Consider the following 12,292-nt stretch of genomic DNA (forward strand, 5'->3'; position numbering starts at 1 on the left):
CTAATCATTTTCTGATGTTAATTTACACCTACCCTATCCTTTTGTCAACTGACTTTAGATTTTTTTTAGATTTATAAATAGATAAATAAAGCCAAACATGATAAACTAGTCAAAGCTAAGAATATTAAATAAGAAGAGGAATTTATGGATCAGAGTAAAATTAGAAATTTTTGTATAGTAGCACATATCGATCACGGCAAGTCTACTCTTGCTGATCGTATTATACAGATGACTGGAACTCTTACCGACAGAGAGATGCAGGCACAGGTTCTTGATAATATGGACCTTGAGCGTGAGCGTGGAATCACAATCAAGTCTCAGGCCGTCCGTATTATTTACAAAGCCGATGATGGTCAGGAGTATATCTTTAATCTTATCGACACTCCTGGTCACGTAGATTTTAATTATGAAGTTTCCCGCTCCCTTGCAGCTTGCGATGGGGCTATTCTTGTTGTAGATGCAGCTCAGGGTATCGAGGCTCAGACTCTTGCAAATGTTTATCTTGCATTAGATCACGACCTTGATGTTATCCCTGTTATCAATAAGATTGACTTACCATCTGCAGATCCAGAACATGTTATAGAAGAAATTGAGGACATTATCGGTCTTGAGGCTCAGGATGCTCCTCAGATTTCCGCTAAGACAGGTCTTAATATTCACGATGTACTTGAAGCAATAGTTCATCAGCTTCCAGCACCTAAGGGGGATGTAAAAGCTCCTCTTCAGGCACTTATCTTCGACTCCCTTTACGATCCTTACAAGGGTGTTATCGTATTCTGCCGAGTTAAAGAAGGTACTCTTAAGGTTGGCGATAAAGTTCGCATGATGGCAACAAATGCTGAATTCGACGTTGTTGAAGTTGGCTACTTTGGCGCTGGTCAGTTCATTCCTTGTGATGAGCTTCCTGCTGGTATGGTTGGTTACATGACAGCTTCTATCAAAAACGTACGTGATACTCGCGTCGGTGATACTATCACACACGTTAATCGTCCAGCAGCCGAGCCTCTTCCAGGCTATAAGAAAGTTAACCCTATGGTTTACTGTGGATTGTATCCAGCTGATGGTGCAAAATATCCAGACTTAAGAGATGCTCTTGAGAAGCTTCAGCTTAACGATGCTGCACTTCAGTTTGAGCCTGAGACTTCTATTGCACTCGGCTTCGGATTTAGATGTGGTTTCCTTGGTCTTCTTCATTTGGAAATCATTCAGGAACGTTTAGAGCGTGAGTATAATCTTGATCTTGTTACTACTGCTCCATCAGTAGTTTACCGAGTACATAAAACTGACGGTACCATGATTGAACTTACAAACCCAAGCAATCTTCCAGATCCATCAGAAATTGATTACATGGAAGAGCCTATGGTTGATGCCGAAATCATGGTTACCAGCGAATTCATAGGTGCTATTATGGATCTTTGTCAGGAGCGCCGCGGTCAGTACATAAGCATGGAGTATATTGAGGAAACACGTGCCCTTATCAAATATACTCTTCCACTTAACGAAATCATCTACGATTTCTTTGATGCTTTAAAGAGCCGTTCACGTGGTTATGCTTCCTTTGATTACGAAATGAAGGGATATCAGAAATCTGAGCTTGTTAAGCTTGATATCCTCATTAATAAAGAAGAAGTTGATGCACTTTCCTTCATCGTCTTCTCGGGAACAGCTTACGAGCGAGGAAGAAAAATGTGCGAAAAGCTTAAAGATGAAATTCCACGTCACTTGTTCGAGATTCCTATTCAGGCAGCTGTTGGCTCAAAGGTTATTGCTCGTGAAACAGTTAAAGCTATGCGCAAGGACGTTCTTGCCAAGTGTTATGGTGGCGATATTTCACGAAAGAAAAAACTTCTTGAAAAACAGAAGGAAGGAAAAAAGAGAATGCGTCAGGTTGGCAATGTAGAAATTCCACAGGCAGCCTTCATGAGCGTTCTTAAGCTTGACGAGGACTAAAATGAATCCTATCGAACTGTACATACATATACCATTTTGCGTAAAAAAATGTTTATATTGCGATTTCCTTTCTGGGGTTTTCGATGAAAAAATGCAGCGGCGTTATACCGCTGCTTTGTGCACTGAGATAAAATACGTTGCAGCCACTCATCCAAACTGTATTATTTCCACTATTTATGTGGGTGGTGGCACACCATCATGGCTCTCAGAGGATTTGATGGATGCTATTATCACCACTGTTAAGGAATGCTTCAAAATTGATCCTTTGGCAGAAATATCGGTTGAATGTAATCCCGGTACACTTTCAGCAGAAAAGCTTAATGTATACCGTTCAATAGGTATCAACCGTCTAAGCATCGGTCTTCAATCTGCAAACGATGATGAACTTAAGGAATTAGGTCGTATTCACGATTACAATCGATTCTTACATACATTTGATTTGGTTCGTAAAGCTGGATTTGATAACGTCAACGTTGACATTATGACCGGCCTGCCTCATCAAAATGTTGCCAAATTGGAAAAGACTCTTAATGCAGTTACGATGCTTCGTCCAGAACATATATCAGCCTACTCTCTCATCATAGAAAAGGGTACACCCTTCTACGAAAAATACAGATTTGATGCTGTTAAACAACAGGCTGGCATGGAGACTGAAGAATTACCTACTGATGAGGAGGCATACCGCCTATATAAGTTTACAATGGACTATCTTGAGAATAAGGGATATAAACGCTACGAAATCTCTAACTATGCGCGAAATGGTAAGATTTGTCGCCATAATGTAGGATACTGGGATAGAGTTCCTTATCTTGGTGTAGGTCTTGGTTCTGCTTCTCTTTTTGATAATGTACGCACTACTAATCTTAGAGATATATACAAATATGTTGAGATTTCAGAAGCCATTGAGAATGGCACTATTCCATCCGCAGAATTGTCTTCTCCATATTTTGATTCAGAGGAACAGCTTTCAAAGAAAGATGCCATGGAAGAATTTATGTTTTTGGGCTTACGCAAAATAGACGGTGTTGCCCGTTCTGATTTCTTCCAGATGTTTGGCATAGATATCGAGGCAATTTACGGCCCAATTATTACTGCACTTCGCAATCAAGGCTTTATGGAAGCCAAAGAAGGTCGTTTATATTTAACAGATATTGGTATTGATGTAAGTAATCAGGTTTTATCAAAATTTTTATTAGATAAATAGCCAAATTCTATTGACAAACTGACATTTATTCACTATTATATTCGAGTATGCGTTGAACTGTCCGTGTCCGGCTACAACGTATTTTAATTAGAACATTTAATTTTTATACAAATTGGAGGTGTAGCAACACATGGCAAATATTAAGTCTGCTAAGAAGCGTGTTCAGGTAACAGCTGTTAGAACAGAGCGCAATAAGGCAATCAGATCAGAGGTTAAGACATACGTTAAGCGTGTTGAGGCTGCTGTTGAGGCTAAGGACAAGGCACTTGCTGAGTCAGAGCTTAAGGCTGCTATCAAGGTTATCGAGATGGCTGGTTCAAAGGGTGTTTATCATGACAACACTGTTAGCCGTAAGGTATCTCGTCTTTCAAAGCTTGTAAACACACTTGCTTAATTTAAGATAAGAATTTTTATTAGAGCACTGGTCCCGTCAACCAGTGCTTTATTTTTTAGGAGTAACTATGGATAATAAAAAAAATATATACCTCGCTCCTCTCGAGGGCGTCACCGATAGTATATTTAGAAACACCTTTAATAAATGCTACGGCGGAATTGATAAGTACTACACTCCTTTTATATCCCCTAACTCTACTTTTAAATTCACAACCAGGGAGTTCAAAGATATCGATCCAGAAAAAAATGATATTAATACAACTGTTCCTCAGCTTTTAACCAACAATGCTGAGCACTTTCTATGGGCTGTTCACGAAATAGCCGCGCTTGGCTTTAAAGAAATTAACTTTAACCTTGGATGCCCATCCGGTACTGTTGTAGCAAAGAAAAAAGGCTCCGGTCTTCTCTACTATACTGAAGATCTTGATAAAATGCTTGATGAAATTTTTGCAGGTTTGAAAGATGATGTCCAGATATCCATAAAAACACGATTAGGCAAACTGGAACCTGAGGAATTTTATGAAATACTAGATATCTATAACAAGTATCCTATTTCAGAGCTTACTATTCATCCTCGTGTACAAATGGAATTTTATAGAGAGCCTATTCATCCAGAGTTCTTTGAATATGCCTTAGAACATTCAAAAGCACATTTAGTATTTAACGGTGAAATCAAGACAAAAGATGATATAGAAAACACTTTTTCAAAGTATGCTGGTATTAATGCAATTATGATTGGCAGAGGCCTTATATCCAATCCTGAGCTTGCTATCACCTATAAAAACGGCCAAGAGACTACACCTTTGGACCTTAATAAATTCAAATTATTCCATAATGATTTGCTCGCACAATATATTGAAATTCTTTCTGGCGAAAAACCTGTTTTACACCGAATGAAAGAATTCTTAGTCTACTGGGAATCTAACTTTCCAGATGATGCCAAAGCAATCAAGAAAATTAGAAAATCAAACAATCTAAATGAATACAAAACATTAACAGAAGCCCTATTTCAATAGGGCTTCTTCTAATTTACATTTTCAGTTGTACCATCTTCATCATTATCTATTAAGGTATTACCTAAAGCATCTGCAACTTCAGCTCTCCATCTGTCAGAATTAGAAGTTTTTTGAATATCCTCTGCAAATGCCTTTTTTCCGGTAAGAAATTCAAGTTGCTTCATCGCAACATATTTTTGAAGCTGATCAGCATGCTTATCAGCTAGGACACAACCATAAATGGTGCTCCCGCCCTTTACTTCTTCAGTTCTATGAACCTTTCCTATAAATTTTCCATAAGAGAAGGATTTATCTCCATCTCTTTCTATCAAATTAAGTACAAATGGTCGATTGGTATCTACATCATTTTGAGATAGATTAATAAAACTAAATCCGCAATAAGATATTTCACGAACCAGTATAATAAACTTCTCCTCTCCCTGTTCCAATTCCATACGTGTATCAACATTAACTCTAACACCACGTCTTCTATTAAAACGTATACCAATCGTTGATACAGCATTTATTAAATGAAAGGTCTTTTCTCCTGGTAACGTAGTTTTTCGTATAAGTATATTTTCAAACTTAAATACACCATCAGGATTCACCACAACTACCTGAAGCACAGAATTCTGCCCTTGAAAAGTCACTGGAATTTCTTCGCCATTTACCTCCATTGTAATAAGCTCTACCGGTAAATAATGATTCCCATAATTAACATTAAGAAATTCTGTTTGCTCATCAGTAAGCTGCGCATAAGTGCAGGATATATCTACCTTCTTACCATCCATCATAGCTGTAACAGAAATGCTATCCTCTGGTCTTACCTCTGAAATATGAAGTTGCTGTTTTTTTTCATCACTCATCCAAGCTCTCCACTAGAGAATCAACAATCTTGTTTTTCCAATTATCACCAGTGGCATTTTTCTGAATGGTAGCATTCATTTTTTTGCCACTAAGCTGCTCCATCTGCTTCATAGCAATATATCGCTGAAGAAAAGATGAATGATCAGCAGAAAGAACACACCCACTAAAAATTCCCCCAGCAGGTAGCTCTCTTTGATTAATAACCTTACCTGTAAATTTTCCAATAAGCTTTTCGCCATCATCTGTATCTTCCATAAGAAACAGTATAAATGGTACTCCAAGTTTTACTTTTGACTCGCCAGGCTCAATAAAGCCAAGACCGCAGTATGAAAGATCTCTAACTATAACTCTCAAAATCTCGCCATTTTGCTGAATATCCATACTTTTGTCCAAGGCAATTCTAACACCTCGTCTTCTATTAAACTTTTCTCCCTCAAGCAATTTTACCTTAAGAAGATTTACAGATAATCCTGTAGTCAGTTTAACCTTGTATATCTTTATATTATCCCAATGATACACACCCTCAGTATTTATTGCCAAAAGCTCAAGCTTAGACAAATGGCCCTTAAAAGAAACCTCAAACAACTGCTCCTGCCATTGTTTCACCACATCTTCCAGAGGAATAACAAGGTTACCATAATGCTCTTTAATCTCAGCAAGCTCTTGCGGAGAAACTTTTGCATAATCCACCGGTAGCTCCAGCTTTTTACCATCAAGTGTAGCTACAACAGACAGGGTTGTGTCTTTATTAACTTCTGAAATAGATAATGTTTTTTTCTTCTCAGCCATAGCCTTATTATAGCAGATAGAATCTTATCCCATCCCAATATTCACTAAGCTTTCATACTTTTATAGTATTATATCAAGTAGTAGTGTGCGAATTGTGTGCAGAGGACAAGTAATGAAACAGTTTACCTACGAAGTTTCTAACATCGAAAAAATCTCAATATGTCTTAGTGAGGTACAGAAAGAAATCTCTGAAGAGCGGATGCAGCTCTTTACGAGGCAAAAACGACTGGAAAAGATAAAACTTGTATAAAATAAAAAAAGCTGAGGGTTCAAAACCTCAGCTTTTACTATTTACCTGCATATTTCATTATTATCATTTCTACAGCCAGATTTTCATCCAACAGTCCAGTCTTTACCTGCTGCTCAAAGGTAGCAGCATCTTTAAGAAGACATTTAATTTCCTTGGATCCAAGATTCCTAATGAGTGCTTCGTTTTTACGAACAATATAATCCTGCATACCTATTTTACGAGATATAGTAGCAGTATTATCTCCCAATTCCTTTAATTCTCTAATAACCGACAGCTGTCTAAACTGACGAACTATCATATAGAGAATTCGCATTGGAGGTTCTTTGGCTGAAAGCATATCCTGATATAAGTCCATAGTCTTAGGTAAATCCTTAACCGCAATGGAATTAATCATATCAAAGATCTTTGTCTCAATCTGTGGAATGCAGATAGCTCTAACATCCTCGACAGTGATCTGTGGATTGTCACCAACATAAGTGATAAGCTTATCCATCTCACGTTTCATATTATCCATGCTGCTATCTGTCATATCACGAAACTGTTCCCAGGCATCCTTCTTCATCTGTTTGCCTGATTCTTTTAGCATACCTCCAACCCACTTGGCAAGCACGGTCTCATTTGGCATATTAATTTCTATGTCTCGACCTGCAGCCTTTGCAGCCTTATATAGCTTACCTCGCTTGTCAGCTGTAGGCTCCACAAAAATAAAAACAGTAAAATCTGGAATAGTAGAAAGATAATTGCCAAGCTCCTCAGGCATCTTCTTACCAAAGCCACTATTCTCTATAAGAATCACTCTATGCTCTGCAAAAAATGGCATAGTCTCGGCTTGGTCTATTACCTGATTAACATTAATACCTGTATCTGTATACTTGGAGAAATTCATGTTATCACCCTCATTAACAAGAGCTGCAATCAGTTTATTTTTGTACTGAAGCTTAAGATATTCCTCCTCGCCATAGAGCAAATATAAATTTTGAAATTGTCCGTTTTGAATGTCTTCATCTATTCGTCTCATAGATAAAAGTATATCCTATCATTTATATACATAAAAGTATTCATTAATTTTTTGCAGTGTCGCATATCAACTTGACGCAATTATCAATTCCAAGGGTGGAGCTTTTCACGCATAAATCATAATATGCTGCATTACCAAATTCTGTATCAGTATAATACTTACAATATTTTTTTCGAGCTTTATCAACAGCATGAATTCGCTCTATTACTTTTTCCTCTGGCATCTCTGGCATCTTTTCCATCATTCTGTTAATTCTGAAGTGCTCAGATGCAGAAATGAATACATGAAGAGTTCTATCAAATTCTTTTAATATGATATTTGCATTTCGACCAACAATAACACAATTGCCTTTTTCTGCAACCTTTTTGATAGCTTCAGATTGGGCTCTGAAAAGCTTTTCATCAAGAGGCTTATTATAGAAATCAAATAGACTCTGACCAAAGCCAAATTGCTTAGGAACTCTCTCATCGTAAAAGCGAACTTCGTCTGGAGTAAGACTACCACTTTCTATAGCCGCTCTTACAATCATATCTTTATCGCAATAGTAGTAGCCTAATTCCTCTGCCACCCTCGTACCAATTGTGCTTCCGCCAGCACCAAACTGACGGCTAATTGTAATTATATTTTTCATACCCTTCTCTTATCCCTTTTATAATACTTTATTCAAGAAATCTATTGTTCTAGCTTCCTTAGGTGCCCCAAGAACCTCCTGTGGAGTACCTTCCTCGATAATATAGCCACCATCCATAAAAATGACTCTATCAGCTACTTCTCTGGCGAATCCCATCTCGTGTGTAACAATAACCATTGTCATTCCTTCGGCTGCCAAATCCTTCATTACCTGTAAAACCTCGCCAACCATTTCTGGATCGAGGGCTGAAGTAGGCTCATCAAAAAGCATTATATCTGGCTGCATACAAAGCGCTCTGGCAATAGCAACACGCTGCTTCTGACCACCTGAAAGCTGATTTGGGAAGCTGCCAGCCTTTTCTGCTAAGCCAACTCTGGCAAGCATTTTCTTTGCGCGCTCCTGAGCTTCTTCCTTAGAACACTTCTTTAACTGTACAGGCGCTAAGGTAAGATTATCTAAAATGTTAAGGTTGTTAAAAAGATTGAAATGTTGGAATACCATACCAATATTCTCGCGAACCTTATTGATATTAACCTTTTTATCAACGATATCCTCATTATTAATAATGATACTGCCCCCTGTAGGCTTTTCAAGCTTATTAAGACATCTTAAAAAAGTAGACTTACCTGAACCTGAAGGTCCAATAATACAAAGTACCTCACCTTTATATACATCAGTACTGATATCCTTCAGTACCTCTAAATCTCCAAAAGTCTTCTTTAAATTCTTAACACTGATTTTTACTTCATTCTTATCTACCAACGCTTAACCTCCTTTCAACAACCTTTGCACTGCGTGAAAGGATTGTAATGACAATCAAATACATAATTCCAACGATTGCCCATGTTTGGAAAGACATAAATGTATTCGCCTGAACATTTTTAGCCGTATTAACAAGTTCTGGGAATCCAATTACTGAAAGGATGGATGTATCCTTAAGAGTAATGATGAACTGATTAATAAAAGTAGGAATCATTGTTCTAATAGCCTGTGGTAATACTACTTTTCTCATAGCCTGACCATATGTCAAACCAAGAGAACGAGCTGCCTCCATCTGACCAATATCAACTGACTGAATACCTGCTCTAATAATCTCTGCCATATAGGCACCACAATTAAGAGCAAGACAAGCTGTTCCTGCCTGAAGTGCAGTAAGATTCATTGAGAATCCACCTATTATTGTATTAAAGAAATATGGAATACCAAAATAGATGAAAAATGCCAAAACAATAAGCGGCACCCCTCGAATTACATCTACAAAGATCTGCGAAATGACATTGCAAACTCTATTTTTCACAACTCCCATTATTCCAAAAAGCATTCCAATAATGCAGGCAAAAAACAATCCAAGTAATGCCAAAAGCAGTGTGCGTCCCAACGCAATCAAAAGCATAGGACCGTATACTGTAATAATTTTAAACATAAAAACTAACCTTTCTATAAAAATAATATGGGCAGGGTTTATTATAACCCTACCCATAATCAAAGTCTACTCTCCGAGATATTTGGCAATTATCTCATCGTATTTTCCATTAGACTTAATATTCTTAAGACCAGCGTTAAACATATCAACTAACTCCTGATTGTCTGAGTTGAAAATAGCAAAGCCATAAGCTGCTGGATCATTTCCAGTACCATCTACTATCTTCATAGCAATGCCTGTGTCCTTAATATTTGAAGCCATGATAGGGGTATCATCAAAACAAGCTACAACCTGTCCACCTACAACTGCCTGATACATTGTTGGTGAATCCTCAAAGTAAGTAACTGTGAAACCATAGTCACCTGCAAGACTCTCAGCATAAGCTGCTGACATTGTACCAGTCTTTACAGCTACAGACTTTCCAGATAAATCCTCAAAGCCCTTAATATCTGAAGAAGCTTCTACAGCCATGCTCTGGTTTGCATCATAATATCCATCAGAGAAAATCCATCCAGATTCCTTTCTCTCATCTGTAATAGATGCTCCAGCAATCATGCCATCCGCCTGACCTGCCTGACAAGCTGCGATTGAAGCGTCCCAACCAAGTACCTGAACCTCATATTTGAAGCCCTGATCCTCTGCAACTGCAGCCAGGATATCCATATCGATTCCTACGAAATCACCATTATCATCTGTGTACTCGAATGGCTTGAAAGATGTGTCTGTTGCAATTTTCCAAACCTTATCAGAAGAACCTGCCGCACTCTCAGAAGCTGATTCAGATTCTGATGCACCTCCACAAGCGACTAGCGACAACGCCATAATTCCTGTTAATAATCCACTAATAAGTTTTTTTCTCATATGATTTCTCCTTTTCTAAATATTTTTAATTCAAAATCTGTAACTTCTCTAAAATTTTATTTGCAATATATTCCATTCCCAAATCATTTGGATGCTTTAAAACTGAGGCTTTTGTAATAGTATGATACTTTCCGTCGTAACCAAGTACCTTTGAGCCTTTTTCTGGAAGGTATTTTTTAACTCCTCTTATTTCAGATAAATCAACAAAATCACAACCTTGCTTGATAGCCACATCCTTCTTAGCAGCATCTCTTCCGCTTCTGTACCAGAAATCGCCTATTACAACTATTTTTGCATCAGGCTGAGATGTTTTTACATAATCTACAAGCTTGTTAAAATCCTTTTTGAAGGTGCTCATATCGCTAACATTCTCACCCAGCTGAATGATTACTAAATCGTAGCTTTTTGCAAGCTTTTCATCGAATTTTTTTAGCTGTTTTGAACGAGAATAGCTTGTTTCCCAACTTTGAACTGGAACAATATCTAAGTTAACAGTCCCATATTTTTCCATAAGGCCATTCTGCAATCTGTGGATATAATCTTTATCAATGCTTGATGCTGCCATTCCCCATGGTCCCCACCAATAACTGCACATAGGGTGTACTGTAATGGAATTACCGATAGCAAGAATGTCATAAGCGCCATCCGCCAAAGTCTCTGTACCTACTACTGGTACAGCCAAAGGCACGGTGGCAGTTACAGCTTTTGCGGCCTCTTGGGCGTTTGGAAATCTTCCTTCTGCTTTGCCATAATTAACATAATGCCAATAAAGCATCTGCTCATCATTTCCTATGATTGATACTACATCAGGATACTGAGTAGCATAAAAGGCTGCATCAAACACTACTTCTTCACTTGCGGTTGTTTCCTGTGTGCTGCCTCCTAGCTCAGCGGCTCTTACCGTGCCTGTTGGCATAATAAATAATATTAGTAATAAAGCAAGTACTGAATAAGTTAAGACTTTGTTTTTAGTTCTAGTTATCATGTTGTTAATTAAAATCATCACCTACCACCTTCACTATATAATTTCATTACCAAATTTAGGAATAAAGCTTTCCTTCGCAACCTTTCTATCCTGGATAAAAGCATTTTCTATTCCAAGATTTAAGGCATAATCCACAACAGCTTCGTATTCTCGTTTTGTCACTCTTCTATTAAGCTCAGGATACTTTTCTGCTATATGAGGCATTGGCGTATACTGGCTCATCAGACTAACGTATATACGATTTCCATAGGTTTCATACAAATATTTAAGTATAGCTTTAGAATCCTTAGTGTGACCTGGAAGAAGAAGCTGTCTTACTATAACTCCAGACTGAATAAATCCATCTTCATTAAACTTAGGTTCTCCCACCTGTCTCACCATTTCTACTATAGCAGATTTTACCACATCAGGATAATCTTTTGCGTGAGAATATTGAGAAGCCAACACATCGTCCCAATATTTAAAATCAGGTAGATACGCATTTACGATACCATCCAGAAGCTTTAAACTTTCTTCAGTCTCATAGCCACTAGTATTGTAAATTATTGGAATCTGCAAGCCCTTGTCTCGTGCAATTTTTACCGACTCCACAATAGATGGAATGTAGTGAGTTCCTGTTACAAGATTGATATTATTAGCACCCTGTCTTTGTAAATCCAGGTAAATATTCGCCAGTTCTTCAGTTGTAATTTCCTTACCTACCTTGCCATGGCTAATCTCTTCATTCTGACAAAAAACACAGTGGAGCGGACATCCACTGAAGAATACCGCTCCACTACCATTTTCACCAGAAATGCATGGCTCCTCCCAAAAGTGAAGGGCAGCTCTTGCCACTTTTACAGTGGATGAAACCTGACAAACACCAAGTGCTTCATCACGGTCTACCCCACAGTTTCTAGGGCAAAGCGTACATTTCTTATTCATTT

General features: G+C 37.9%; 13 protein-coding genes. 4 read left to right on the forward strand and 9 right to left on the reverse strand.

What is annotated here, in order from left to right; translation table 11 throughout:
* Positions 1-144: 144 nt before the first annotated feature.
* From lepA to BMZ41_RS01795, 4 genes are all read left to right on the forward strand, one after another.
* The gene (gene lepA, locus BMZ41_RS01780) at positions 145-1,950 is read left to right on the forward strand and encodes a translation elongation factor 4 (protein WP_090526562.1); all 1,806 of its coding nucleotides are present in this window, start codon (positions 145-147) and stop codon (positions 1,948-1,950) included.
* 1 nt (position 1,951) lies between these two features.
* On the forward strand, positions 1,952-3,154 hold the full coding sequence (hemW, locus tag BMZ41_RS01785; RefSeq protein WP_090166189.1) for a radical SAM family heme chaperone HemW: 1,203 nt from the start codon (positions 1,952-1,954) through the stop codon (positions 3,152-3,154).
* A 130-nt stretch (positions 3,155-3,284) separates the two neighbouring features.
* Positions 3,285-3,548, forward strand: a complete 264-nt coding sequence (rpsT, locus tag BMZ41_RS01790; protein WP_072914510.1) for a 30S ribosomal protein S20 — start codon at positions 3,285-3,287, stop codon at positions 3,546-3,548.
* A gap of 67 nt (positions 3,549-3,615) precedes the next feature.
* Complete coding sequence (locus tag BMZ41_RS01795; protein ID WP_090526564.1) at positions 3,616-4,563, forward strand: tRNA dihydrouridine synthase; 948 nt, start codon at positions 3,616-3,618, stop codon at positions 4,561-4,563.
* 8 nt (positions 4,564-4,571) lie between these two features.
* On the opposite strand, the gene BMZ41_RS01800 is transcribed toward BMZ41_RS01795, so the two are convergent.
* The 9 genes from BMZ41_RS01800 to BMZ41_RS01840 form a co-directional block, all read right to left on the reverse strand.
* Entirely contained in the window at positions 4,572-5,408 is an 837-nt protein-coding gene (locus BMZ41_RS01800) for a hypothetical protein (RefSeq protein WP_090526566.1), read from the reverse strand.
* Positions 5,401-6,198: a PilZ domain-containing protein gene (locus BMZ41_RS01805; protein WP_090166183.1), complete on the reverse strand. Its 798-nt coding sequence runs from the start codon at positions 6,196-6,198 to the stop codon at positions 5,401-5,403. The genes BMZ41_RS01800 and BMZ41_RS01805 overlap by 8 nt, the downstream gene beginning before the upstream one ends.
* Positions 6,199-6,485: 287 nt before the next feature.
* Entirely contained in the window at positions 6,486-7,466 is a 981-nt protein-coding gene (gene holA / locus BMZ41_RS01810) for a DNA polymerase III subunit delta (RefSeq protein ID WP_090526568.1), read from the reverse strand.
* 43 nt (positions 7,467-7,509) lie between these two features.
* Entirely contained in the window at positions 7,510-8,097 is a 588-nt protein-coding gene (locus BMZ41_RS01815) for a cytidylate kinase-like family protein (RefSeq protein ID WP_090166178.1), read from the reverse strand.
* Positions 8,098-8,115: 18 nt separating this feature from the next.
* Positions 8,116-8,859, reverse strand: a complete 744-nt coding sequence (locus BMZ41_RS01820) for an amino acid ABC transporter ATP-binding protein (protein ID WP_090166176.1) — start codon at positions 8,857-8,859, stop codon at positions 8,116-8,118.
* Positions 8,849-9,520 carry an amino acid ABC transporter permease gene (locus tag BMZ41_RS01825; protein WP_090166174.1) on the reverse strand — a complete coding sequence of 224 codons (672 nt, stop codon included), beginning with the start codon at positions 9,518-9,520 and terminating at the stop codon, positions 8,849-8,851. The genes BMZ41_RS01820 and BMZ41_RS01825 overlap by 11 nt, the downstream gene beginning before the upstream one ends.
* A gap of 66 nt (positions 9,521-9,586) precedes the next feature.
* Positions 9,587-10,381: a transporter substrate-binding domain-containing protein gene (locus tag BMZ41_RS01830; RefSeq protein ID WP_090526571.1), complete on the reverse strand. Its 795-nt coding sequence runs from the start codon at positions 10,379-10,381 to the stop codon at positions 9,587-9,589.
* Positions 10,382-10,406: 25 nt separating this feature from the next.
* Entirely contained in the window at positions 10,407-11,384 is a 978-nt protein-coding gene (locus BMZ41_RS01835) for an SGNH/GDSL hydrolase family protein (RefSeq protein ID WP_090526573.1), read from the reverse strand.
* A 15-nt stretch (positions 11,385-11,399) separates the two neighbouring features.
* Positions 11,400-12,290, reverse strand: coding sequence for a radical SAM protein (locus BMZ41_RS01840; RefSeq protein ID WP_090166167.1), 891 nt, complete (start codon positions 12,288-12,290; stop codon positions 11,400-11,402).
* Positions 12,291-12,292: the final 2 nt, after the last annotated feature.

The sequence above is a fragment of the Pseudobutyrivibrio sp. UC1225 genome (assembly GCF_900115215.1).
Lineage (GTDB): Bacteria > Bacillota > Clostridia > Lachnospirales > Lachnospiraceae > Pseudobutyrivibrio.